The organism is Listeria sp. Marseille-Q6474, assembly GCF_946902005.1.
GTDB classification, from domain to species: Bacteria; Bacillota; Bacilli; order Lactobacillales; family Listeriaceae; genus Listeria; species Listeria innocua.
The window spans coordinates 454,862-480,269 of the sequence record NZ_CAMPPS010000002.1; the positions used below are offsets into that span (position 1 = coordinate 454,862).

The following is a 25,408-nucleotide window of genomic DNA, read 5'->3' on the forward strand; positions in this document are numbered from 1 at the left end:
ACCTTTATAATTGAATAAGAACGCTTGTTCGTTTTAAGGGAGATGCAGTTATGGATACGAGTAGAAAAATTATTCATATTGATATGGACGCTTTTTATGCATCTGTAGAACAACGCGACCATCCTGAGTTCCGAGGAAAGCCGCTTATTATTGGCGGGGATCCTAATAAACGCGGAGTCGTTGCGACTTGTTCTTATGAAGCGCGCAAATTCGGTGTGCATTCAGCTATGCCCACCAGACAAGCCGCTAAACTTTGCCCGAACGGTATTTTTATTCACGGCAATATGCCTCATTATGTAGAGGTTTCTAATCAAATCCGCGAAATCTTTTCCAGATATACGGATATTATCGAACCACTCTCTTTAGATGAAGCTTATTTGGATGTAACTGAAAATAAAAAAGGAATGAAATCCGCCACAATAGTTGCACGTGAAATCCAGCAGACGATTTACCGCGAGCTTGGTCTAACTGCTTCTGCCGGCGTATCATTTAATAAATTTATCGCAAAAATCGCTTCTGATTTTAAGAAACCTGCTGGCATTACGGTAGTTACACCCGAAGAAGCAGAAGCCTTTTTAGAACAAATACCAGTCACTAAATTTTATGGGGTAGGAAAAGTAACCGCAGAAAAATTACACCGTTTAGGAATTGAAACGGGAGCGGATTTGAAGAAGTGGAGCGAGTGGGACCTTATTCGCGAATTACACAAACATGGCTATCATTTATATCGACACGTTCGAGGTCGTTCTAACAACATTGTGAATCCGCATCGTGATCGCAAATCTGTCGGTAAAGAAACCACTTTTGAATTTAATGTCTTAGATAGCCGAATTCTCGAACAAAGCCTGATGCAATTCGCCAAAAAAGTAGAAGAACGGCTTATCAAATTACAAAAACATGGCAAGACGGTAGTACTAAAACTACGCTACAGTGACTTTACAACCATTACTAAGCGCCTTACTTTAAACGAATATACCAATGATGCAAATCAAATTTATCAAGCGGCAGCCCTTCTTTTAAGAGAAAGCTATACTGGTCAGGACAGTATTCGCTTGATTGGACTTACCGTAACCAATTTAAAACCCGTTTATTTTGAGAATTTACGTTTAGAAGGACTTTAAAAAAAGAAAAGGCCATCCAACCTTTTCTTTTTTTATGCCTATAGATTATAACCTTTAAAAAAATCTTGACTAATTCATCATGATGTTATACACTGAAAACGACGAAAGGTTATAATGTTTCTTGATTATATTATTGCAAATGTTATAATGAATCAAAAGATAACTTTTCGGGAGGAATGAAACTAATATGAAAAAATTAAATAAATCATCTTCTATACCACTTTATATGCAACTGAAAAATCAACTACAAGAGAAAATTGAACAAGATATGTCTGTTGGAGATTTACTTTTGACAGAAACAGAAATTGAAAAGATGTATCATGTTAGCAGGATGACAGTTCGAAAAGCGATAGAAGAGCTGGTAAATGAGGGGATTGTAAGTAAACAGCAAGGCAAAGGAACATTTGTGAGTCAAACAAAGACTACACAAGGACTTGGACGGATTTTTAGTTGGTCAGAAGAAATGAAATTACAACATAAGGAATCTAAGACTATCAGTGTAGAAATTTCTGCAGCAATCCCATCAAAAAAAATCCGTACAGCGCTTCAATTAGGCAAGAATGAAGAAGTAACTTGTATTAGACGCGTGAGAGAAATTGATGGTGAACCTGTTGCAATTATGATTAATTATTTACGAGCCAAATATGTTCCTGGTTTACTAGAAAATGGTTTGAAATCAGATTCCCTTTACCATGATTTGGAAGAAATTTATCATATTAGTTTAGTACATGCAGATGAAATTATTACAGCAAGATTATCTACGCCCATTGAATCTGCCTTGCTCGCAGTTCCAGAAGACTCTGCGGTGCTTCATGTTCGACGTACTTCCTATATGAAAGGCAATACCCCAGTGGAAGTGGTAGATATGGTAGCTCGCGGAGATAGGTACCAATATTTGGCTGAATTAGAAGGTAGAACTAAAAAACATATCATATAGAAAAGGAGGGAGACGTATTGTTACCAATTACTTTAGAACAAATTGAATTGGATGTGGAGGTAGAAAGTCCGGTAGATGCTATCAGAGCTGCTGGAAACCTCTTGGTGAAAACTGAGAGCGCTTTATCTAGTTATGTAGATGCGATGGTTGCTAGTTATGAAAAATTAGGACCCTATATAGTCTTAGCACCACATATTGCAATTCCGCATGCACGGCCCGAACACGGAGTAAGAAAACAATGTATGTCAATTGTTCGTTTGAAAAAACCAATCAAATTTGGGCATCCAGCCAATGACGATGTGACTCTTGTTATCGCAATTGGTGGTGTAGATACAAATTTTCACATCAAAATGCTCCAAGCCCTTAGTGTATTATTAACCGATGAAGATAAGCTGAAAATATTAAAAACAAGTACCGATAAAGCGGAAATCTTATGTACCATAAATAAGGAGGAAAAGTAGTGGAAATTTTAACGGTTTGCGGAATGGGATTTGGAACTAGCTTGATGTTACTCATGGAAATTCAAGATATGGCAAAAAAACATGGCTTTACAGTTGGAGGGGAAGCAACGGATTTAAGTAGTGCGAAGGGAAGAAAGTGCGACATTATTGTTGCTTCCAGTGAAATAGCCAAAGAATTAGCAGAGGAAGAAGTCAAAGTTGTCCCAATCATTAATATTCTCGATAAGAAAGAAATAGAAGAAAAAGTTCTGCCAGCTATCAAACAATACTTTGTTTCATAAAAAAGGAGGATGGAGATGCTTACTTTCATCACAGAAATTTTTTCTACGCCCGCTTTTATTTTAGGAATTATAGCAGCTATTGGGTTAATTGCCTTAAGGAAAACCGGTTCTGATATTGTAAAAGGAACATTAAAAACGATTTTTGGTTTTATTATGTTACAGCAAGGGTCCGCGATTATTGTTGGAAGTCTAATTCCATTTAGCACAATGTTTGAAAATGCTTTTCAACTTAAAGGGGTGGTAGCAGAAGATAATGCTATTGCAGCTGCTGTTCAGCAAATTTTAGGTACGGAAACATCTTTAATTCTTGTATTTGGTTTTATTATTAATGTTATTCTTGCTAGAACGACCAGATGGAAATATATCTTCTTAACTGGGCATATGATGTTTTCCTTCGCAGCAACAATGGCCATTGTATTTGATCAAATGGGCTTTAATAGCTGGCAAATTATTTTGTTTGGTTCTATCGCGCAAGGTATTTCGAGTATTGTTTTTCCAGCTCTCGCACAACCTTTTGTACGTAAAGTGACAGGAAATGATCAAGTCGGTTTTGGCTTTTGGGGCAGCTCCCTTGTCTGGGCAACCGGTTGGCTTGGAGGGAAATTAGGAAATAAAGCTAATTCTACAGAGGACTTAAAAGTTCCTAAAAAACTAGATTTTTTGAAAGAAATGTCTGTTTTAATGGGGATTGTCATGGCAGTGATTTATATCTTTACATCTTTCTTTGTGGATGAACCGGTGATGAAAGAACTAGCTGGCACACAAAGTAATGTATTATTCGCAATATTGCAAGCATTCACTTTTGTTGTCGGAATATTAATACTACTTCAAGGAGTACGGATGTTTTTAGGTGAATTAGTTCCTGCTTTTAAGGGTATTAGCGAAAAAATTGTTCCCGGTGCAATTCCAGCTCTTGATGTTCCCATTTTCTATTCATTCGCACCTACTGCAACGACCATTGGTTTTTTATGTGCAGTAGTCGGAGGGCTTGGAGCGACACTAGTTTCTACCATGCTTCCAGTTGTCGTGCTCCCATCTGTTATTGGATTGTTTTTTATGGGCGGAGCAGCTGGTGTATTCGGAAATGCAATGGGTGGTAGACGAGGAGCCATTATTGCTGGTTTATTATTAGGATTTATTTTTCAAATGATTGTAGCAATTGCTTATCCAATTTTAGGATTAGATGGCTATGGTATTCAAGGCTTATGGTTCGCTTCGACGGATGCAATTATTGTTATCGTCATTATTCGATTAATTGGAACACTATTTGGGATAGCACTTTAAAAAATATAGGAGATGGTTTTAAATGGAAAAGAAAATTAGAACGGTTCTTGGTGACATTTCGAAAGAAAGCCTTGGTTTCACATACTCTCATGAACATTTGTGGTGTTGTCCTCCACCAGTTCAGAAAGATCGTGATTTTGAATTAACCGATTATGAGTCCTCCTTAGAAGAATTAAAAACATTTCAATCTATTGGAGGTCAAACACTCGTAGATGCTTCAACACTGGATTATGGCCGTGATGGAAATAAACTAAAAGCTATGTCTGAAGAATCTGGTGTGAATGTTCTTGGTGTTACAGGATTTAATAAACATATTTATTTCCCGGAGTGGGTGCAGGAGGAAAGCATCGAACAAATTACAGATCGATTAATTTATGATATTGAAAATGGAATGGATGGATCCGATGCTCGTGCAGGCATTTTGAAGTCAGGTTCATGGTACAACCTCGTTCATCCATTAGAAGACAAAGTAACACGAGCTGTTGCATGGGCTCAAAAAGAAACAGGTGCACCAATTTGGTTGCATACAGAAGCGGGCACTATGGGACAAGAAATGCTTGCTATATTAGAAGAAGAAGGCGTGGATATGGAACTTGTAGCTGTTGGGCATAGCGACCGTAATGCAGATCCATACTATCATCTGAAATTAGCTGAAAAAGGAGCGTATGTTCAGTTTGATGGCTGTGGAAAAGTAAAATACTATCCAGATAGCACACGAGTTGAACTAGTGAAAAATATGCTTGAAAATGGTTTTGGGGATAAATTGCTCATCTCGGGAGATATGGGAAGAAAAAGTTATCTGCACGCATATGGTGGTGGTCCGGGATTCCGTTTTATAAAAACAAAATTTATTCCAAGGCTTTTAGAAGAAGGCGTAACGGAGCAACAAATACAAGCTATATTTTATGATAATCCAGCAAACTGGCTAGCCAAATTTTAATAAAGGAGTGCGTGTGATTTGTTAACTATGGAGAAAGACCAATTGATGGCAATTATTCGGGATGTAGCAAAAGAAGATGTTATTCCGATTGTAGAATTACTTTTAGAAGAAGGGATTACAACGCTAGAAGTCTCGTTAAGTAATGAAACAAAAGGATTAGCTTGTTTAGAAGCCTTAAGTCAGCATTTTTCAGCTAAGCAATTGACAATTGGAGCTGGTACAGTAGTAGAAAAAAAGCAAATTCAAAAGGTGAAACAAGCAGGAGCAACGTTTATTATTACTCCAGGTTTTGAAAAAAGTATTGTAGAAGAATGCATAAAACAAGACATAGCTGTTTTTCCAGGAGTATTTTCTCCAGGCGAAATTATGGAAGGAATACAATTAGGCGTAGAAATTTTTAAAGTTTTTCCGGCTGGAACACTTGGACCGACTTACATTAAAAATTTAAGAGGTCCATTCCCTAATATTCATCTAATGGCAGTTGGCGGGGTAGATTCAGGAAATATCGCAGAATTTAAAGCGGCCGGGTGTGATTCTTACGCTATTGGAAGTGAACTTGTTCCACGCGGTGCCACAAAGGCTATGCTCAATCAAATAAGAGAAAATGCAAAAGCTTTTCAAAGATAGGATGGATGTAAAATGGTGCAATCAGCCAACAAAATAATAAACATGACACGAGATGAAGTGGAAAAAGCGATAACTGATTTTCCAGTCGCAATTTTACCACTCGGAGCAACAGAGCAACATGGACATCATTTACCACTTGGGGTCGATATATTTTTAGCAGAGCATTTAGCTGAATTGGTATCGGAAAAAACAGGAGCAATAGTGATTCCGCCAATGCCCTTTGGCTATTCTTGGGTATGGCGTGATATTCCAGGAACGATTTCTATTCAACAACATCATGTCGAAGCAATTATTAAGGATGTCGCACACAGTGTTTCTCGCTATGGTGTCAAAATGCTTGTCTTAATAAATGGACATGATTCTAACAATAACTCGATGAAATATGCTGTTAGAGAATTAGCAGATGAGCTAGAAATGCCCGTTATGTATCTGTTTTATCCGTCTCTTTCTGAAGTAATGGAAAAGAGTTGTGAGTCTGGTACATGGCATGGAATGATTCATGCCTGTGAATTTGAAACCTCTTTAATGCTTGCGACTAAAAAAGAATTAGTGCAGATGAAAAAAGCGGTTAGAGAATATCCTGAAAAACCAACCCTTTACGGAAAATCAACTATTTCGCTAGGTGATTTAAGCAAAAGTGGTGTATATGGGGATGCTAGCCTTGCCACAGAGGAGAAAGGGGAACAGATGATACAACTATTTGCAGAGAAGATGGCTGCACTTCTTTTAGAAGGTTATAGTTATTTAACTAAATAAAAAGGTATTAAAAAAACCACTCTTTTTCGGAAGAGTGGTTTTTCATTTATTTCATTTCCAGTAAACGTTCTTTCAGTTCTTGCTCCATTGTAACTAGTTCTTTCTCAGCTACGGCACGTTTAGCACGGCCTTCTTGTTGGATTTTAAGTGTTTCTTGCAAGGTTTCAATTAAGCTGGACTGAGTTTCTTTAAGCGTTTCGATGTCAACGATACCTCTTTCGTTTTCACGCGCTGTTTCGATTGCGTTTGTTTTTAGCATATCGGCATTTCGTTTTAGAAGTTCGTTCGTTGTTTCAGAAACTTGGCGTTGAGCGGCTACGGCTTGTTGTTGACGAAGCAACGTAAGCGCGATGGCTACTTGGTTTTTCCAAAGTGGAATTGCAGTCATAATGGAAGACTGAATTTTTTCAGCGAGTGCTTGGTTTGTGTTTTGGATTAAACGGATTTGCGGCGCTTGTTGGATAGTGATTTGGCGACTTAAGCGTAAGTCATATACACGCTTATCAAGTCGATCCGCAAATTGTGTTAAATCATTTACTTCTTGATAATCCATTTGATCGCCAGTTTGTTCTGCTTTTTTGCGAAGTTCTGGGAGCATTTTTGTATTAATTTCTTCTAATTTTAATTCTCCAGCAGCAATGTAAATGTTAAGTGCTTGGAAGTAATCTTTATTTTTATCATAAAGCTGTTCTAGGAAAGAGTTATCTTCCATTAAACGCTTTTTGGAATGTTCCAGTTTCAACGCGATGCGGTCAATTTGGGTACCAATTTTTTGATATTTAGAAGTAATTTCATTGATGGATTGTTTAACTCGGTGGAACATTTTTGTGAAGACATTTTTGTTGCGAGCAGCTAGTTCATCTGGGTCGGCTTCTTGCAAGCGGAACATTAAATCACTAATAATATCGCCAATTGGTCCAACATCTTGCTTTTGCACATGAGCTAACATCGAGTGAGAAAAGTCATGCAGTTTAGCTTGGGCAGGTGCTCCGTAACCAAGAATCGCTGCTTGATTTCCAGGTTCGATTTGTTTGGATAACTCTAACGCTTGTTTTTTATTTGTTTCTGTAAGCATATCTACTAAGCGGGGAGCCGCATCTGTTTCGTTATTTACGATACTTGCAGCTGATTCGCCGTCTGATCCGAATGGGTTAGCTAGAAGATCATCTAATGTTTGGTTAAACTCTTTCTCCACTACTAAATCTTTTAATTCATTTGTTTCTTCACTTGGCTTGTTCTCGGTCATCTTTTGTACCCCTTTCGAATTTCTTTTTCTGTTTGGAAATGGAGTTTTTCGCTACTTCTAATTCAAAATCGAGATTGTTTACATCTTGATTCAAAAGTGTAAATAAATCCTTTTCAATAACACGACTTAAATCATTTAAAAGTGTGCGTGTATCAGAAAGCGTTTGATAAATTTTCTTGTCTTTTACAGGTTGTTTTTCTAAGAAAGCATATTTTTCGGTGAGCTCTACTAAAGAGTCAAGATGAGAGAAAAAGAAATCTTCTGCTTCATAAAAACGTTTAGGTTCTTCTTTTACGATGCCGTATATTCTTTTAGTAAGTAAAAGTGTTTTGTTGCGCTCTTGGAAAGAATATAGCGCTTTGTTTTGTGTCATGATTTTTTGAAGGCGGATAATTTTCACACGAGCTTCTTCTAAGTTAGTACGAATATATTTATATTCTTTCTTGGTTAATCCAGTTGCAATCATTTGCGCCCGGTCTCCAGCTTTAGATGAAAAGAAAAATAGGATAGCTGCAACAGCGATAACAATTGTTGCAATTACCAAGCCACTATGGATAAGTGAAGTAAGAATACCACCCAAAATAATGACAAGTAAAATAGAACCTGTGAATGCTAATATCTTTTTAAAAACGGTCATTATACATCTTCTCCTTTAAGTACCTGTTTAAAAGGTCCGCTTTTTCTTAATAGTATATTTTTCTAAAAATAAAGATTGATGGAATGTAACTACCATTTAAGTATATTTAGTATGTGAGCACTAAGCAAGTAGCATGGTTTTTATATTTTAGAAAGTGTCCTTTATTTGTTCTTATCATACCATATTTAGAAAACAGATGTTATCAGTCGTGCGATGTAAATTAAACTCGGACTTAGTTATGTTATAATGAAAAAAAACGAGAAGTAGGTGGCAGAAATGGACTCACTAGAGGAAAAAACACTTCATACAGAAAAGATTTTTAGTGGAAATGTTATTGAATTGCAAGTAGATGATGTAGAGTTGCCAAATGGGGAAAGGAGCAAGCGCGAAATTGTCAAGCATCCTGGAGCTGTGGCAATTATACCTTTTTCAGCAGATGGAAGAATGTACTTAGTAGAGCAATTCCGAAAGCCACTCGAAAAAAACATTATCGAAATTCCAGCCGGTAAAATGGAGCCGGGGGAAGATCCGCTCGTGACCGCAAAACGGGAACTAGAAGAAGAAACTGGTTTTCAGTCAGATGATTTAACGTATCTCACTTCTTTTTATACATCACCTGGGTTTGCTAGTGAACTTTTACATATTTATGTAGCACGGGATCTTCGGAAAATGGAACACCCTCTAGCGCAAGATGCAGATGAATTTATTAATTTAGTCAAAGTAACGATGGAAGAAGCAGAACAGTTAATAGCACAACAATTCATTCATGACGCAAAAACAATGTACGCGATACAGCACTGGAAATTACAACTATTAATAGAAGAAAACGAATAAATCGGATGAAAAAACTTCTTTGGGAATACTTGGCATAAAGAATGGAAATGTGGTATCATAAACATGAAAAGAGAGCCATGCAAGAACATGACCCTCAAATGTAAGCCCCATTTAAGGTGGCAGCTAGCTTAATAGATTATAAAAATAACCACTAAACCGTCCAAAGTTTATGAGTGGTTATTTTTTTGTGTTATTTTGACTGTTTAGTAACAACATTAAAGTTGTAAAAGCGACTGCAAAAGAGAGTGCTTCATAAACGGTCATGGGTTATCCTTTCCAGGAGTTCCTAACAAAAAAGCCATAGGCATCCCCCTTTCATGTTGAAAGAGCTAGCCACCACCATAAACTTGCTTACGTACTTATAGTATATCACCTGGAACCTAGTTATTCTATCCGTAATAAAGCGATTATTGAAATTAGTATTATCAAGCTAAAATTGGGAATTTAAAGACTTTAGATAGCATGAAAAACAGTAATTTGGATACTATTATTGATTATAGTTTTTGATTGACTACCTGGTCAAAAGTGGTTATACTCAAGTTGACCAAGTGGTCAATTTAAGTGTGGAGGAGAGAACATGGAAGCAATTAAAGTGGAGTCGCTCACAAAAAATTACCATAAAAAACGAGCAATTGAAAATGTGAATTTGTCGGTAAATGAAGGCGAATTATACGGTTTTATCGGTCCGAATGGAGCTGGGAAATCAACAACTATCAAAGTCTTATTGAATTTTATTTATGCAACCAGCGGAAGTGCCACGGTTCTCGGAAAAGATGTAGTGAAACAGTCAGCAGAGATTAAGAAAATGGTCGGATATGTCCCTAGTGAAGTTCGCTATTATCCACAAATGACTGCAAATGATATTATCCACTATGCTGCTAAATTCCATCAAATCAAAAATGCAACACAAAAAATGAATAGATATTATGAAATGTTTTCGATTGATCCGAAAAAACGCTTTGGTGAAATGTCGCTTGGAAATAAGAAGAAAGTAGCGATTGTGGCTGGACTTATAACTGAACCGCAATTATTTATTTTGGATGAACCAACAAACGGCCTTGATCCTTTGATGCAACATTATTTATTTAAAGAAATGACCGAGCGAAATAAAGAGGGGATGACGATTTTCCTTTCAAGTCATAATTTACGTGAGGTTCAAGAATACTGCACGAGAGCGGCTTTTATTCGAAACGGGAACATTATCGCGGTGGAAGACATCGCCAATCAGCAAATGACCGGCAAAGTGATTGCGCTCAAAGGGACGAATTTGCCCCTAGAAAAATTAACGAATGCGGGTGCAAGAATTATCGAAAATGAAACAGGTAAAGCACGACTTATTTTTGACGATGATATTAAAACAATTTTGCCACTATTACAGGAAAAAGAAATTACGGATTTAACGATTACAAATCAGGAATTAGAAGATAAATTTATGACACTATATGAAGGGGGAGAAATCAAATGAACATCTTACACATTGAATGGAAAACAAGAATAAAAAGCCTTGTTGTTTGGTCCGTTGTAGTAATTGTGATTTTAGGTGTGTTTATGGCTTTCTTCCCTAGTATGCAAAGTAGCGGTATGCAAGATTTAGTGAATACGAAGATGAATGCACTTCCGCAAGATATGATGAAAATTTTGCATATGGATTCGATGGCGGATTTAACGAATATTGATGCTTATTTTGCGTATGTTTTTCAGTATATTTTTATTGCGGCATGCGTATATGCAGCATTGATTGGTGCACAGGCTTTAATAAAAGAAGAAACAGATGGCACAATTGAATTTTTATATGCCCAGCCGATTACTCGGGCTAGTCTTGTGTTTTGGAAAATGGTTGGGAATTTATTATCTTTCGTGGCTTTTTGGTTGATTACGTTTGTGGCTTCTGTTGTGCTCGTTCTTGTTTTAAAACCAAGTGGGGTAGATAGCGGGAATTTAGTGACGGAGCTTGTTCGAGTATTTTCGAGTGAGTTACTTGTTGCAGCTGTATTTATGAGTGTGGGCTTTATGGTGTCAGCAGTGTTACGTTCCGCTAAACAAGCTTCTCCCGTCGCTCTTGCTCTTGTTTTCTTAACTTATATTTTAGGTATAATGGCCGGATTAAATGATAATGTTGACTTTTTCAAATACTTTTCGCCAATCAATTATGCGATTCCATCAGAAATTATGGACAAAGGGATTACTGGAACGAATGCACTAATTTCCTGCGCGGTGATTATTGTAGCGGTAGCAGCTACTTTTGTTCTTTATAAGAAAAAGGATTTGAAAGTATAATGGATGAAAAACGACTAAAAATTTTAGAAGCGGCGATGGAAGAATTTACAGAAAAAGGCTATCAGGCAGCTAGTACTAATAAAATTTGTGCAAAAGCGGGCGTTTCCAAAGGGCTTATTTTTCATTATTTTGGCTCTAAAGAAAAACTTTATATTGCGGCAGTGTCTTACGCGGTTGATTTTGCGACGAATGAGGTTAGTTTGGAAGAGAAACGATGGAGTGATTTTGTCGAGATGGCGATTTGGTCAACGAAAATGAAACTGGATTTTAATCGTAAATATCCTGCGATTTTTGGTTTGATTATGCAAGCTTACGGAAATCCACCGCCAGAATTGAAAGGTAAATTAGATGGCTTTTTCGATAAGGCAATTGAGCGGTCTGAAGCGCAAATGAATCAAGTTTTAAACGAAATGCAGTTAAAAAAAGATGTGAACATGGATGCGGCGCGAAAAGTGATGGAAGCACTTTTTCAGCATATTACAGAGAAAAGTACGGTGTTTTTGCAAAGACATCCGAATGCGACGATGGAAGATTTTATTCCACTTGCCAATGATTTTACGGAAATGATGCGAATTGTCGAATTTGGTATATGTGAAGAAAAAAAGGATTTGGGCGAGTGAGCCCGAATCCTTTTTTTAACCAATAAAGCTTTCGTGATGGGTACTAATCATTGCTTCGTCTCTTGCGGTAGGTTCTAAATATTTTTTGGCGCTATTAATCGCAATAGGACCTTCATGTAATCCAGCTGCGATAATGCGGATTTTTCGTGAATAGGTCGCGCTATCTCCACAAGCAAAAATACCTGGTACAGTCGTTTTCATTTCGTCATCAACAACAATACCGAAATCTGCTAGTTCAAAGCCCCATTCAGCCATCGTTCCAAGGTCAACTTTGACACCGTGATTAATAAAAAGTGCTTCTGTTTCAATCGTTTTAGTAACTTGTGTTTGGTTACAGCAAATGTTTATACTTGCTAGTTGATTATTTGCTCCGATTAATTCCTTGATTTCATGATGGATATGAATTTCAACGCGGGAATTTTTAAGTTCACGAACACTTTCTTCATGCGCTTTAAAATCTTCGCCACGATATATTAAATGCACTTTTTTTGCAATTGGTTCAAGTGTTTGCGCCCAGTCAATAGCGGAATTTCCGCCACCAGAAACCGTAACGATTTTGTCGCGAAATTGTTCAAGGTTTTTAACGTCATAATTGATGGCTAGCGGGAAATCGTCCACATGCATCGCTTCTAATTTATTGACTTCAAAAGTGCCGCTTCCTGTTGCGATAACAACCGTTTTAGAAAAATGAATACTCCCATTATGTGAAGTTAGTTGAAACACGCCATCAGTTAGTTTAGTTACATCAACTACTCGTTCATTACATACAATAGTAGGGTGAAAAGTTTCTGCTTGCTCTTTTAAATTGGCAACGAGATTAGCTCCAGTAATAGCTGGAATTCCACCAATATCACGAATAATTTTTTCCGGGAAAAAGTAGCGGACTTTGCCACCAACATCTGGTTCAGCATCAATAATTTTTGTTTTCATGGAACGTAAACCACTATAAAATGCGGAAAATAGCCCAATTGGACCGCCGCCAATAATCGTTACATCATACACTTCATTTGGCAATGGAATCAAGCTCCTTTACAATTTCGCATCCGTTGCAAGTTTCGTATGGGAGACAAAGAGGAACACCGCTGCGTGGGTCAATTAAAATATCGGCTTTAATATTAAATACGTCTTCTAACGTTTCTTCAGTCATTACGTTAACTGGCGAACCTTCTGCAACTACTTTTCCTTCTTTAATAGCAATCATATGATGAGCGTAACGAGATGCGTGATTTAAATCATGAACAACCATCACGATTGTACGGTTTTCTGATTGATTTAATTGTTTGAGTAGGTTAAGGACGTCTAGTTGGTGAGTCATGTCTAAAAAGGTTGTCGGTTCATCGAGGAATAGTACGTCTGTTTCTTGCGCGAGCGACATTGCTATCCAAGCACGTTGGCGTTGTCCGCCTGATAAACTGTCAATCGGTCGGTCCGCAAATTCAGTTAAATTCGTTACACGCAATGACCAGAAAATAATTTCCCGATCTTTTGCGGTAATTGATTTAAAACTGCTTTGATGCGGAGAGCGGCCATAAGAAATTAATTCAAACACCGTCAAACCATCAGGTGCTGAAGGATTTTGTGGTAAAATAGCTAATTGTTTGGCAATTTCTCGTGTCGGTTCATTATGAATTTTCTTGCCGTCTAAATAAACAGCACCTTTGCTAGGTTTCATCAAGCGGGACATCGTCTTTAAAATAGTTGATTTCCCGGAACCATTTGCCCCAACTAAGGCAGTTATTTTATTAGCAGGAATGGCTATATCTAAACCATCAACAATGATTCGTTTGTCGTATGAAATTTGTAAGTTATCTGTATGAAGGTCTTTCATTTTCATCGCTCCAATTTAAAGTTAAGGTGATAATCATTCTCAATGGTTAAGTATAGAGTTTTTACGTTAAAGATGCAAGTGATACTTTGTCAGAGAGGATTTGCACTTTAAGAACAAAGTTGCTATACTAACTGAGAATTGTTATCAGTTACAGGAGGGGTTCATTTGAAAAAAGGTTTAAGTTTACTCGTATTAATGCTTTTAACTACAGTAGTTTTGGCTGCTTGTGGAGATGATAAAACGGCAGGAAATGACAAGGTTGAAATGCGTACATATACAATGGCAAATGGGAAGAAAGTAGAAATTCCGGCACATCCAAAACGCATTGTAGCATCGGAATATCTAGGAAATATTGTTTTGCTTGGGATAAAGCCAGTTGGGGCTAGAGCGAAACAAATCGAAAATCCGTTTTTGAAAGGAAAAGTGGAAGGAATTACAGATATTGGTGATCCAGTTTCAGCAGAAAAAGTGGCAGAATTAAAACCAGATTTAATTGTTGTTTCCAAAGAAGATGAATATGAAAAAATGTCCAAAATTGCGCCAACTGTGTTAATCCCGTATGCGACTTCTAAAAATGTGGAAGAAGATGTGCGCCAAATTGCAGATTTAGTTGGTGAAAAGAAAGCTGGAGAAGCTTGGCTAGATAAATTTCATCAAAAAGCGAAGGAAAGCAGAGAAAAATTAGCAGGAAAATTAAAGCCGAATGAAACGGTGGGCATTTATGAAGTTCAAGATAAAGATTTTTATGTAATGGGGCAAAATATGGGGCGCGGAGGTCAAGCGATTTATAATGCCTTACAACTGAAAGCACCAGCTAAAATTCAAACGGATGTATTGGACGGACAAGACTGGCAAAAAATTTCATTAGAAGTATTACCTGAGTTTGCAGCGGATAGAATGTTTGTGACAAATACTTCTTCTGGAAGTGCTAAAGACGGAGAGAAAACTTTAAAAGATTTAACCAACTCACCAATTTGGAAAAATTTACCGACATTTAAAGCGGGAAATGTCTATCAAATGGATTTTGACACGATGTTTTATTATGATCCTTTAGCAGTAGAAGGGCAGTTGGATATTGTTGTCGAGAAGTTACTTGAATCCAACTAAAGATTGCGCTTAGTGAATGATATTGATATAATTTTCTTTGCGATTGATAATTATTATCACTAAAAATGAGCGGATAATTTAGATGGAAGGAACATGTACAGATGGATAAGTCAAAACAGATAAAAATGAATACAAGACCGACTGTTGCTATATTCATACTTTCGGGTGGGATTTTGTTGCTTCTTATTCTAGCGTTATTCGGGATTGCAGTAGGAGCGGCTAATATTAATTTGAGCACGGTTTGGGACGCGCTTTTTCATTATAATAGTTCGGACACTCAGCATCAGATTATTCGGAGTTTGCGAGTTCCTCGTGTGATAGCTGATATGGCGATTGGAGCAGCATTTGCGGTGGCAGGAGCAATTATGCAAGGGATTACGCGCAATCCACTGGCTGATTCTGGTTTGCTTGGACTGAATGCTGGATCGACGTTTATGGTAGCTGTGTGTTTTGCTTTTATGCCATGGCTTAGTTATAACTCGCTAATTATATTTTCTTTTGTTGGTGCAGCGATTGGAGCGTTCTTGGTTTTTGGAGTAAGTTCCATTGCTGGAAGTGCGATGTCTCCTACACGATTAGTACTTGCGGGGGCAGCGGTGAGTTCGCTTCTTACGGCGCTTAGTGAAGGGCTTGCGATCTATTTTCAGCTGAGTCAAGATTTGGCGTTTTGGTATGCGGGAGGCGTCGCTGGTGTGAAATGGAGTCAGCTTGCGGCAATTTGGCCGTGGTTACTCGGTGCGCTTATTGCGGCAATTTTATTAAGCAAATCAATTACGATTTTAAGTTTAGGTGATGATATTGCAGTTGGTCTTGGTGAAAAAACGACTTTTGTTAAAATAGCTTCGATGGTAGTTGTTTTAATTTTAGCAGGACTTGCAGTTTCAGTTGTTGGTCCGGTTGGCTTTATCGGATTGATTGTGCCGCATTTGGTACGTTTTTTAGTCGGGGTGGATTATCGCTTTATTATTCCTTGTTCGGCTGTAGTTGGGGCGTTTTTGACTTTAGCAGCAGATATTGTTGCCCGAACAATTAATCCTCCATATGAAACGCCGATTAGTGTTATTTTTGCATTAATTGGGGTTCCTTTCTTCCTATATGTAGCTCGTAAAGAAAGGAGGAACTTATAATGTATATGACTGTTGCTGAAAAACGAAAGAAATCACGGCGTATTTGGACTTTAATTATTTTAAGTGTGCTTATATTTTGTACGTTTACATATAGTGTCAATGCTGGGTATTCGAAATTACCTTTTATAGAAGTGATTAAGTCTTTCTTTGGAATGGCGGATGCGGGAACGCAACTGATTGTGTCAGAATTTCGGTTGCCACGTATTGTTATTGCGCTTTTAGTGGGTGCAGGACTTGCGGTTTCGGGAACGATTTTACAAGGTATTTCTGGAAATGGGCTGGCTGATCCGGGGATTCTTGGAATTAACAACGGAGCAGGTTTGGCAGTTATGCTTTATATTTCCTTCTTTCCCTCAACGATGGATGTACCGGTTTTATTTATGCCATTTATTGGATTTGTCGGAGCTATTTTAACGGCATTTGTTGTATATGGGCTTTCTTATAGTAGGAGTGAGGGGTTACTTCCTAATCGTTTGTTACTTACAGGGATTGCTGTTGCAGCTGCGATTGCTGCTTTGATTACGCTCTTGACTGTTCGACTTGATCCGCAAAATTACCAGCGTTATGCTGAATGGATGGCTGGAAATATATGGGCTTCGAGTTGGCAATATGTTTATGCGCTTTTGCCGTGGTTGATTGTGCTTGGTGCGATTGCTTTTATGAAAGTAAAAACACTCGATGTACTGTCATTTGGCGATCAAGTGGCAACCGGGCTAGGTGTCCGAGTGGAACGCGAAAAATTTGTTCTATTAATAGTAGCGGTTGGTTTAGCAGCGGCTTGTGTCTCTGTTAGCGGCGGGATTGCATTTATTGGTTTAATAGGCCCTCACATTGCTAGAAAACTTGTTGGCTCAGCGCATCGTTGGGTAATGGTTACGGCGGCTTTATCAGGGGGGCTATTGTTACTACTCGCTGATACGATTGGCCGCTTGATTATTCAACCTTCCGAAATCTTTGCGGGAATTGTTGTCGCAATCATTGGAGCCCCGTACTTCTTGTTTCTTCTTGCTAAAGCTAAATAATAATTATTATTAATAACGAGAAATTAACTAGTAATTGATAATCATTGTAGACAGCCTATTGCTTTTGTGCTATCTTAGTAAACATAAGAAATAGGAATTGTCTAGGTGCCATTTTTAAAGTGATAAGTGGATTTTGAACTTGCATTTTAATTATAATTATTATAAACTGTATTTATTGTTAAATGATAATGATGATAATTTAGAACGACAACTTGTTATCGCAACTAAGGGAGGAACCATAATGGAAGGTCGTATTGGACGCATTAAAGCACAACTTCATGATGCTAGTTATAAATTAACCCCACAGCGAGAAGCTACTGTTCGCGTTTTACTGGAAAATGAAAAAGATCATTTAAGTGCTGAGGAAGTTTTCTTGCGTGTGAAAGATATTGCGCCTGACACTGGCCTAGCAACAGTTTACAGAACATTGGAGCTTTTAACAGAACTACGCGTGGTAGATAAAATTAATTTTGGTGACGGTGTATCTCGTTATGACTTGAGACAAGAAGGCGCCAAACATTTCCATCATCATCTTGTTTGTTTGGAATGTGGATCTGTGGAAGAAATTCAAGAAGATTTACTAGAAGATGTGGAAAAAATCGTGGAATCAAAATGGAATTTCCTTGTAAAAGATCATCGTTTAACTTTCCAAGGGATTTGCGCAGATTGCAGACAAAAATCTAAAAAAAATAATAGTTGAGTTTGGGATTATATATCTCAAACTTTTTTTATTGGCAAAAAAGATGGACTGAATTGTGCGAAAAGTATTATAAGTTTTTTTCATCGCTTAAACGTTTTCACTGAGGAAGGAACATGGTAGAATAGGATTTGTGGAGGAAATGCTTATGAATGATTTGATTGATGATTTTTTACACTTTTTAATTGTAGAGAAAGGCTTATCCGCGAATACAATAAAAGCTTACGAACGAGATTTACACTATTTTGTTTCATACATGGATACCTCTAGAACTTTAACGGACCCGGATACACTCGAACGAAACGATATAGTTGGATTCATGGCATTTGCTAGAAAAGAAGGAAAATCACCAAGAAGCGTAGCACGATATATTGCTTCGCTGCGATCTTTTTTTCATTATTTAATGCATGATGGAAAAATGTCGCACGATCCAATGATTCAAATTGAAACGCCAAAACAAGCGCAAAGCCTACCAAAAGTTTTAAACTTAGATGATGTAGAAAAATTACTTAGTTCATCAGATACTAGCACTCCGCTCGGACTCAGAGACCAAGCGATGCTAGAAATTTTATACGCGACGGGGCTTCGTGTAACCGAACTTGTAAAGCTTAAAATGGATGATTTACATCTTCAAATGGGCTTTATTCAAACGATTGGTAAAGGTGATAAAGAACGAATTATCCCGCTTGGAAAAACAGCAACCACTGTGTTGGAACAATATTTAGAAGAAGCAAGACCTAAACTTAGAAGACCGAAATACCGGAATGATTTTGTGTTCTTAAATCACCACGGGCAAGGACTGACAAGACAAGGATTCTGGAAAATTTTAAAAGGAATCGCGAAGGAGTCGGGCATCGAAAAGCCGATTACACCGCATACATTGCGTCATTCATTTGCTACTCATTTACTTGAAAACGGGGCTGATTTAAGGTCGGTGCAAGAGCTTCTTGGCCACGCCGACATCTCCACCACACAAATTTATACCCATGTAACAAAACTGCGGCTTAAAGATGTTTACAAACAATTTCACCCGCGCGCTTAAAAAATAAAGTTGAAAAGGATGAGTAAATATGCCAGATAAATTTAAACGAGTACATGTTATTGTAATGGATTCAGTTGGTATTGGGGAAGCACCAGATGCTGCTAAATTTGGTGATTTCGATGTGGATACATTTGGTCATATTGCAAAACACGTTGGCGGCTTAAAAATGCCTGAAATGGGCAAATTAGGATTATCCAATATCCGTGAAATCGAAGGAATTGAAAAAGCTGAAAAACCACTTGCTTATTATACAAAAATGCAAGAGGCTTCTAATGGAAAAGATACAATGACAGGTCACTGGGAAATTATGGGACTTTATATTGATACGCCTTTCCGCGTATTTCCTGATGGATTTCCAGACGATTTAATCAACCAAATTGAAGCAAAAACTGGCCGTAAAGTAATCGGCAACAAGCCTGCTAGTGGTACAGAAATTATGGCGGAACTTGGGGAAGAACATGTGAAAACAGGTGCGCTAATTGTGTACACTTCTGCTGACTCTGTATTACAAATCGCTGCGCATGAAGATGTTGTTCCTTTAGAAGAGCTATATGAAATCTGTGAATTCTGTCGTGAAATTACATTAGACGATCCGTATATGCTTGGTCGCATTATTGCTCGTCCATTTGTTGGTGAACCTGGCGCGTTTGTCAGAACTCCAAACCGTCACGATTATGCCCTAAAACCTTTTAAACCAACAGTAATGGATGCTTTAAAAGATGGTGGGAAAGATGTCATTGCGATTGGTAAAATTTCGGACATTTTTGACGGAGAAGGTGTAACTGAATCTATCCGTACAAAATCAAACATGGATGGAATGGACCAATTTATCGATGTGTTAGATAAAGATTTTAATGGTATGAGTTTCCTTAATTTAGTTGACTTTGATGCACTGTTCGGTCACCGTCGTGATCCTCAAGGTTATGCGGATGCACTTGTCGATTTTGATGGTCGCTTAGTAGAAGTGATGGAGAAATTAACAGATGATGATCTTTTAATTATTACAGCAGATCACGGAAATGACCCAACATACTCTGGAACAGACCACACTCGTGAATTTGTACCTTTACTTGTATACTCTCCGCGCTTTAAAAACGGCGGTTCTGAATTAGAATTACGCCAAACTTTTGCTGATCTTGGTGCAACAGTAGCGGACAATTTTGATGTAAAAATGCCTGAATACGGAAAAAGCTTCTTAAAAGATTTGAAATAGGAAAGAGGAGGAACAACAATGAGTTTAGAAAAAGTAAATGAAGCTGTTGCGAAAATTAGAGAAAATTACACTGGGGCGCCAACGGTTGGTTTAATTCTTGGATCGGGTCTAGGTGTATTAGCAGATGAAGTAAACAATCCAACAAAACTATCATACAGCGAGATTCCACACTTTCCTGTTTCTACAGTTGAAGGTCATGCAGGGCAATTCGTTTTTGGTGAATTAGAAGGAAAAGAAGTAGTAGCGATGCAAGGTCGTTTCCATTTTTATGAAGGATATTCCATGCAAGATGTTACTTTCCCGGTTCGTGTAATGAAAGAATTAGGTGTTGAATTACTTATCGTTACTAATGCTGCTGGTGGCGTGAATGAACTGTATTCTGCTGGAGACTTGATGTTAATTTCTGACCATATTAACTTTACTGGAACTAACCCACTTATTGGACCAAATGACGAACATTTTGGCCCTCGTTTCCCAGATATGTCTGAAGCTTATAACTTGGCGTTACGTGTCGATGCTAGATTAATTGCACAAGAACTTAATTTAACGATTCGTGAAGGTGTATATGCTGGATTTAGCGGTCCAACATACGAAACACCTGCTGAAATTCAAATGATGAGAACACTTGGAGCAGATGCTGTTGGAATGTCGACAGTGCCAGAAGTAATCGTTGCTAACCACGCTGGATTACGAGTGCTTGGTATTTCTTGTATTACGAATATGGCGGCGGGGATTCTCGACCAACCACTTTCTCATACAGAAGTAATTGAAACAACTGACCAAGTTCGTAGCACGTTTTTACAATATGTAAAAGCAATTGTTGCTAAAATTTCTTAAAATAATTGGTAGCTAATCTCAGCCCAAATTCGTTATTTTCTGAAGCGAGAAATAATGAATATGGGCTGAGTTTTTTATGTATTTGATAATATTTTCAGATAGTTATTGTCGCTCGGCTTCTTAGTATGCTACTATATAAAAGAACTTTTAAAAATCTATAATGTAAAGGTGGGATTGGCGTGACGTTTGAACGGCTTGGAACAATGAATGTAAATGCAGAAGGACATCTCGAAATTGGAGGGGTGGACACTTTAAAGCTTACTGAAAAATATGGTACGCCGCTGTACGTTTATGATGTAGCGCTAATCCGTGACCGAGCAAGAGGATTTAAGAAAACCTTTGAAGAGTTGGGTGTAAAAGCCCAAGTAGCTTATGCGAGTAAAGCGTTTTCTGCTGTAGCAATTTACCAATTAATGGCGGAAGAAGGCTTGTCTCTTGATGTTGTATCGGGCGGCGAACTCTATACAGCCATTAAAGCGAATTTCCCTCCTGAAAGAATTCACTTTCACGGAAATAACAAAAGTGCTGAAGAAATACATATGGCGCTTGATTATGGGATTGGTTGCTTTGTTATTGATAATTATTATGAAATTAGTTTATTAGAAGATATATTAATAGAACGAAATGAAAAAGCCGCTGTTTTAATTCGCGTGACTCCAGGGATTGAAGCTCATACACATGATTATATTTTAACTGGACAAGATGATTCGAAATTTGGATTTGGTCTTACAAACGGGCAGGCTGAAAAAGCAATTAAGCAAGTGCTTCATGCAAGTGCTTCATTTGACTTAATTGGGCTTCATTGTCATATTGGATCGCAAATTTTTGAAACAACAGGTTTTAAACTCGCAGCTCGTCGAATTATGGATAAATTAGTAGAATGGCACGGAACACTCGGTTTTGATTCCAAAGTTCTTAATCTTGGCGGTGGTTTTGGTGTGCGTTATACTGCTGAAGATGAGCCACTTGAACCAAGTGAATATGTGCGTCAAATCATGGATGAAGTGCGTGATGTTGCTAATAGTAATGATATTGCTATTCCTGAAATTTGGATTGAACCGGGTCGTTCGCTCGTTGGTGAAGCTGGAACAACTCTTTATAAAGTTGGCTCTCGTAAAGAAGTTCCGGGTATTCGGAATTATATTGCAGTAGACGGCGGTATGTCGGATAATATTCGCCCAGCATTATACGATGCGCACTACGATGCTGTTCTTGCAGCAAATCCAGAAAAAGTTGCCGAAGAAACGGTAGCTATTGCAGGAAAATGTTGTGAGTCTGGTGATATGTTAATTTGGGATTTACCGTTACCAAAATCAGATGCTGGCGAAATTTTAGCAGTATTTTGTACCGGGGCTTACGGTTATGCGATGGCAAGTAATTATAACCGAATTCCACGACCACCAGTAGTTTTTGTGGAAAACGGAATGGATAAATTAATCGTTGCCCGCGAAACTTATGAAAATTTAGTACAAAATGATCTTTCATTATAGTAGGGCGGGACAAACATGGTAGAAATGAATTTTAAAGTAGAAGCTTTTGAAGGTCCGCTTGACTTATTACTTCATTTAATTGGTCAACTAGAAGTCGATATTTATGATATTCCAATGGCTGAAATCACGGATCAATATATGGAATTTGTTCATACAATGCAAGAAATGGAATTAGATGTTGCAAGCGAATATTTAGTAATGGCCGCTACTTTGCTAGCAATTAAAAGTAAAATGCTTCTTCCAAAACAAGAACTAGAAATCGATTATGATACACTAGAAGAGGAAGAAGATCCACGTGACGCTTTAGTTGAAAAACTAATGGAATACAAACGATTTAAAGAAGCCGCAAAAGAACTGAAAGAAAAAGAAGCCGAACGTAGCTTTTATTTTAGTAAACCACCAATGGATTTGGCCGAGTATGACGACGGAACCAAAGTGGCGGAACTCGATGTATCGTTAAATGATATGTTAAGTGCTTTTAACAAGATGCTACGACGCAAGAAATTAAATAAACCACTGCACACAAGAATTACAACCCAAGAAATTTCGATTGATGATAGAATGAATTCCGTACTCGGAAAACTACATCAACAAACAAATCACCGTTTACGTTTCGATGAACTATTTGAAGAACAGACAAAAGAACAACTTGTCGTGACTTTTTTAGCTCTGCTGGAGTTAATGAAACGAAAATTAGTCGAAGTAGAGCAATCAGCAAGTTTTGCAGATTTATATGTGCAAGGTAAAGGGGAAGAACTATCGTGAACAGAGAAGAACAATTAGGCGTATTAGAGAGCTTGCTTTTTGCAGCGGGGGATGCAGGTCTTTCAACAGAACAATTAACGGAAGTCATGGAAATCACGCATATTGAAGCACTCAATTTATTAGAGCTTTTAAGTGAACGATATAATGGAAATGCGGACAGAGGGCTGATTTTACTAGAGCTTGCTGGAACTTTCCAATTAGCTACGAAAAAAGCACATGCGGAATTTTTACGGAAATTAGTGGAAGTTCCGAGCAATACAGTTTTATCACAAGCATCCTTAGAAACGTTGGCAATCATTGCGTATCGCCAGCCTGTGACCCGAATGGAAGTAGATGAAGTTCGCGGTGTGCAAACAGATGGACCGATTAGAACGCTTGTTGCAAAAGGATTAGTTACTGATAAAGGTCGCGTGGACGGGGCAGGACGCGCAAAACTATACGTGACTACAAGTGAGTTTTTGGATGCATTCGGGCTGAATTCTTTAGACGATTTGCCGAAGCTTGCTGACCCAGAAGCAGAAGACCCAGATCAAAGCGAAATGGACCTGTTTTTTGACCGGTTTAACCAAAGTAAAGAACAGGAGGAGGAATAAGAATGGAACGTTTACAAAAAGTGATTGCGAATGCGGGAGTAACTTCTAGAAGAAAAGCAGAGAAACTTATTCAAGAAGGTAAAGTAACAGTAAATGGGAAAGTAGTTACAGAACTTGGTGTCAAGGTTTCAGGAACCGAACGAATTGAAGTTGAGGGAATCCAACTTACAAAAGAAGAACACCGCTATTTCCTTTTTTATAAACCAAGAGGAACGGTGTCAGCTGTAACAGATGACAAGGGACGCACGACGGTAGCGGATTATTTTACAGATATTCCAGAACGACTTTATCCAGTTGGAAGACTTGATTATGATACATCTGGCTTATTATTAATGACAAATGACGGTGACTTTGCGAACTTGCTAATGCATCCTAAAAATGAAGTGTCCAAAACTTATATTGCTCGGATTAAAGGAATTCCAGAACGAGAAGTTATTCGTGAGTTAGAGCGCGGAGTTGTTATCGATGGTCGTAAAACCGCTCCAGCAAAAGTAAAAGTACGTTCTTCTGATAAAGCAAAAGACAAAGCGATAGTTGAAATCACTATCCATGAAGGACGAAACCGCCAAGTTCGTAAAATGTTCGAAGCAGTCGGTTTTGAAGTACAAAAACTAGCGCGCGAAGAATATTCTTTCTTGAATTTACGTGGTTTAAATGCGGGTGAAAGAAGAGAATTATCACATCATGAAGTAAAACAATTAAAAACAGAAGCGAGATTTGGCAAGAATAAAAAGTGACATTTCGACATAAAATATACTTTCTGATAGCGTGTTTTGTGAAAAACATGTATAATTTAAATCGTAGTAAATTTGGTATAGGCAATTGTATGGTTTTCCGTATGTGGGTACGAGAAATTCCATTTAATTATTTGAATTTAAATGATGCGTTTTTATGTAAATGAGAGTTAGGGGATGAGTACTTATGAGTGAACAAGTTAGAGTGCTTGTTGTGGATGATGAGGACCGGATACGCCGCCTTCTTAAGATGTATCTTGAAAGAGAAAACTATCGTATTGAAGAAGCTAGTGATGGTGATCAAGCATTAAACATGGCACTGAACAACAATTATGAAGTGATCCTGCTTGATTTAATGATGCCAGGTAAAGATGGTATCGAAGTTTGTCGTGAATTAAGGGAATATAAATCTACACCAGTTGTTATGTTGACTGCAAAAGGAGAAGAAGCTAACCGTGTGCAAGGCTTTGAAGTGGGAGCAGATGATTACATCGTTAAACCGTTCAGCCCTCGGGAAGTAGTGCTACGCGTTAAAGCTGTTCTTCGTCGTGCAAAACAATCATCTGAAGAAGCTGCTGGAGGTACACCAGGAGACATTATTACATTCCCACATTTGAAAATTGATAATGAAGCTCATCGTGTTATTGTAGATGGAAAAGAAATTGGCCTAACACCGAAAGAATATGATTTACTTTATTATTTAGCTAAATCTCCAGATAAAGTTTTCGACCGTGAATCACTTTTAAAAGAAGTGTGGCGTTATGAATTCTTTGGTGATTTGCGTACAATTGATACGCACGTAAAACGCCTTCGTGAAAAACTACATGATGTATCTGAAGACGCTGCTAGAATGATTGTTACAGTATGGGGCCTTGGCTATAAATTCGAAGTTCCAGAAGATTAATGACGAGTATTAAGATAGCGGGCAAAGA

At 37.9% G+C, this 25,408-nt stretch carries 28 protein-coding genes; 24 read left to right on the forward strand and 4 right to left on the reverse strand.

The window, feature by feature from the left end; translation table 11 throughout:
• Positions 1 to 50 precede the first annotated feature (50 nt).
• The 8 genes from dinB to OC533_RS13080 all read left to right on the forward strand — a co-directional run bounded on the left by dinB (position 51) and on the right by OC533_RS13080 (position 6,407).
• Complete coding sequence (dinB, locus tag OC533_RS13045; RefSeq protein ID WP_194323656.1) at positions 51 to 1,121, forward strand: DNA polymerase IV; 1,071 nt, start codon at positions 51 to 53, stop codon at positions 1,119 to 1,121.
• Between the two features lie 187 nt (positions 1,122 to 1,308).
• Positions 1,309 to 2,058 (forward strand): GntR family transcriptional regulator, encoded by a 750-nt coding sequence (locus tag OC533_RS13050; protein WP_194323658.1) that lies wholly within the window; start codon positions 1,309 to 1,311, stop codon positions 2,056 to 2,058.
• Between the two features lie 17 nt (positions 2,059 to 2,075).
• Positions 2,076 to 2,519, forward strand: a complete 444-nt coding sequence (locus OC533_RS13055; RefSeq protein WP_153648715.1) for a PTS sugar transporter subunit IIA — start codon at positions 2,076 to 2,078, stop codon at positions 2,517 to 2,519.
• Positions 2,519 to 2,800 carry a PTS sugar transporter subunit IIB gene (locus OC533_RS13060; RefSeq protein ID WP_045553871.1) on the forward strand — a complete coding sequence of 94 codons (282 nt, stop codon included), beginning with the start codon at positions 2,519 to 2,521 and terminating at the stop codon, positions 2,798 to 2,800. The genes OC533_RS13055 and OC533_RS13060 overlap by 1 nt, the downstream gene beginning before the upstream one ends.
• A 15-nt stretch (positions 2,801 to 2,815) precedes the next feature.
• Complete coding sequence (locus OC533_RS13065) at positions 2,816 to 4,084, forward strand: PTS ascorbate transporter subunit IIC (RefSeq protein WP_160464507.1); 1,269 nt, start codon at positions 2,816 to 2,818, stop codon at positions 4,082 to 4,084.
• A gap of 22 nt (positions 4,085 to 4,106) precedes the next feature.
• A complete protein-coding gene (locus tag OC533_RS13070) occupies positions 4,107 to 5,024 on the forward strand; it encodes a phosphotriesterase (protein WP_045553869.1) in 918 nt (305 codons plus the stop codon).
• A gap of 18 nt (positions 5,025 to 5,042) precedes the next feature.
• Entirely contained in the window at positions 5,043 to 5,651 is a 609-nt protein-coding gene (locus OC533_RS13075) for a bifunctional 4-hydroxy-2-oxoglutarate aldolase/2-dehydro-3-deoxy-phosphogluconate aldolase (RefSeq protein ID WP_185510742.1), read from the forward strand.
• 12 nt (positions 5,652 to 5,663) lie between these two features.
• Complete coding sequence (locus OC533_RS13080; protein ID WP_194323660.1) at positions 5,664 to 6,407, forward strand: creatininase family protein; 744 nt, start codon at positions 5,664 to 5,666, stop codon at positions 6,405 to 6,407.
• 46 nt (positions 6,408 to 6,453) lie between these two features.
• On the opposite strand, the gene OC533_RS13085 is transcribed toward OC533_RS13080, so the two are convergent.
• Both OC533_RS13085 and OC533_RS13090 read right to left on the reverse strand, forming a co-directional pair.
• The gene (locus OC533_RS13085; protein ID WP_003769495.1) at positions 6,454 to 7,653 is read right to left on the reverse strand and encodes a toxic anion resistance protein; all 1,200 of its coding nucleotides are present in this window, start codon (positions 7,651 to 7,653) and stop codon (positions 6,454 to 6,456) included.
• On the reverse strand, positions 7,631 to 8,290 hold the full coding sequence (locus OC533_RS13090) for a 5-bromo-4-chloroindolyl phosphate hydrolysis family protein (protein ID WP_003763175.1): 660 nt from the start codon (positions 8,288 to 8,290) through the stop codon (positions 7,631 to 7,633). Before OC533_RS13090 ends, OC533_RS13085 begins: the two co-directional genes overlap by 23 nt.
• A gap of 276 nt (positions 8,291 to 8,566) precedes the next feature.
• Between OC533_RS13090 and OC533_RS13095 the strand changes: the two genes are divergently transcribed.
• The 4 genes from OC533_RS13095 to timR all read left to right on the forward strand — a co-directional run bounded on the left by OC533_RS13095 (position 8,567) and on the right by timR (position 12,021).
• Complete coding sequence (locus tag OC533_RS13095) at positions 8,567 to 9,124, forward strand: NUDIX domain-containing protein (RefSeq protein WP_194323662.1); 558 nt, start codon at positions 8,567 to 8,569, stop codon at positions 9,122 to 9,124.
• 577 nt (positions 9,125 to 9,701) lie between these two features.
• A complete protein-coding gene (timA, locus tag OC533_RS13100) occupies positions 9,702 to 10,589 on the forward strand; it encodes a macrodiolide ABC transporter ATP-binding protein TimA (protein ID WP_003763173.1) in 888 nt (295 codons plus the stop codon).
• A complete protein-coding gene (timB, locus tag OC533_RS13105) occupies positions 10,586 to 11,401 on the forward strand; it encodes a macrodiolide ABC transporter permease TimB (protein ID WP_194323664.1) in 816 nt (271 codons plus the stop codon). The genes timA and timB overlap by 4 nt, the downstream gene beginning before the upstream one ends.
• Positions 11,401 to 12,021, forward strand: coding sequence for a macrodiolide transporter TimAB transcriptional regulator TimA (gene timR, locus OC533_RS13110; RefSeq protein ID WP_070753709.1), 621 nt, complete (start codon positions 11,401 to 11,403; stop codon positions 12,019 to 12,021). The genes timB and timR overlap by 1 nt, the downstream gene beginning before the upstream one ends.
• A gap of 15 nt (positions 12,022 to 12,036) precedes the next feature.
• Here timR and OC533_RS13115 read toward each other — a convergent pair whose 3' ends face one another.
• A complete protein-coding gene (locus OC533_RS13115; RefSeq protein WP_003769486.1) occupies positions 12,037 to 13,035 on the reverse strand; it encodes an NAD(P)/FAD-dependent oxidoreductase in 999 nt (332 codons plus the stop codon).
• Positions 13,025 to 13,849 carry an ABC transporter ATP-binding protein gene (locus OC533_RS13120; RefSeq protein WP_010991738.1) on the reverse strand — a complete coding sequence of 275 codons (825 nt, stop codon included), beginning with the start codon at positions 13,847 to 13,849 and terminating at the stop codon, positions 13,025 to 13,027. The genes OC533_RS13115 and OC533_RS13120 overlap by 11 nt, the downstream gene beginning before the upstream one ends.
• A gap of 165 nt (positions 13,850 to 14,014) precedes the next feature.
• On the opposite strand from OC533_RS13120, the gene OC533_RS13125 reads away from it, so the two are divergent.
• The 12 genes from OC533_RS13125 to OC533_RS13180 all read left to right on the forward strand — a co-directional run bounded on the left by OC533_RS13125 (position 14,015) and on the right by OC533_RS13180 (position 25,380).
• Positions 14,015 to 14,956, forward strand: coding sequence for an iron-hydroxamate ABC transporter substrate-binding protein (locus OC533_RS13125; RefSeq protein WP_010991737.1), 942 nt, complete (start codon positions 14,015 to 14,017; stop codon positions 14,954 to 14,956).
• Between the two features lie 101 nt (positions 14,957 to 15,057).
• A complete protein-coding gene (locus tag OC533_RS13130; RefSeq protein ID WP_003767609.1) occupies positions 15,058 to 16,083 on the forward strand; it encodes a FecCD family ABC transporter permease in 1,026 nt (341 codons plus the stop codon).
• Complete coding sequence (locus OC533_RS13135; RefSeq protein ID WP_003763165.1) at positions 16,083 to 17,105, forward strand: FecCD family ABC transporter permease; 1,023 nt, start codon at positions 16,083 to 16,085, stop codon at positions 17,103 to 17,105. The genes OC533_RS13130 and OC533_RS13135 overlap by 1 nt, the downstream gene beginning before the upstream one ends.
• Positions 17,106 to 17,346: 241 nt before the next feature.
• On the forward strand, positions 17,347 to 17,805 hold the full coding sequence (fur, locus tag OC533_RS13140) for a ferric iron uptake transcriptional regulator (RefSeq protein WP_010991735.1): 459 nt from the start codon (positions 17,347 to 17,349) through the stop codon (positions 17,803 to 17,805).
• Positions 17,806 to 17,950: 145 nt separating this feature from the next.
• A complete protein-coding gene (gene xerD, locus OC533_RS13145; RefSeq protein ID WP_003763158.1) occupies positions 17,951 to 18,844 on the forward strand; it encodes a site-specific tyrosine recombinase XerD in 894 nt (297 codons plus the stop codon).
• A gap of 28 nt (positions 18,845 to 18,872) precedes the next feature.
• Positions 18,873 to 20,057 carry a phosphopentomutase gene (gene deoB / locus OC533_RS13150; protein WP_185482245.1) on the forward strand — a complete coding sequence of 395 codons (1,185 nt, stop codon included), beginning with the start codon at positions 18,873 to 18,875 and terminating at the stop codon, positions 20,055 to 20,057.
• Positions 20,058 to 20,075: 18 nt separating this feature from the next.
• Positions 20,076 to 20,894, forward strand: a complete 819-nt coding sequence (locus OC533_RS13155) for a purine-nucleoside phosphorylase (protein WP_003763157.1) — start codon at positions 20,076 to 20,078, stop codon at positions 20,892 to 20,894.
• 179 nt (positions 20,895 to 21,073) lie between these two features.
• On the forward strand, positions 21,074 to 22,384 hold the full coding sequence (gene lysA / locus OC533_RS13160) for a diaminopimelate decarboxylase (RefSeq protein WP_003763156.1): 1,311 nt from the start codon (positions 21,074 to 21,076) through the stop codon (positions 22,382 to 22,384).
• A 15-nt stretch (positions 22,385 to 22,399) separates the two neighbouring features.
• Positions 22,400 to 23,149: a segregation/condensation protein A gene (locus OC533_RS13165; RefSeq protein ID WP_003767599.1), complete on the forward strand. Its 750-nt coding sequence runs from the start codon at positions 22,400 to 22,402 to the stop codon at positions 23,147 to 23,149.
• Positions 23,146 to 23,742, forward strand: coding sequence for an SMC-Scp complex subunit ScpB (gene scpB, locus OC533_RS13170; RefSeq protein ID WP_003763154.1), 597 nt, complete (start codon positions 23,146 to 23,148; stop codon positions 23,740 to 23,742). The genes OC533_RS13165 and scpB overlap by 4 nt, the downstream gene beginning before the upstream one ends.
• Before the next feature lie 2 nt (positions 23,743 to 23,744).
• Entirely contained in the window at positions 23,745 to 24,479 is a 735-nt protein-coding gene (locus OC533_RS13175) for a pseudouridine synthase (protein ID WP_003763153.1), read from the forward strand.
• A gap of 184 nt (positions 24,480 to 24,663) precedes the next feature.
• Positions 24,664 to 25,380, forward strand: a complete 717-nt coding sequence (locus tag OC533_RS13180) for a response regulator transcription factor (protein ID WP_003767595.1) — start codon at positions 24,664 to 24,666, stop codon at positions 25,378 to 25,380.
• Positions 25,381 to 25,408: the final 28 nt, after the last annotated feature.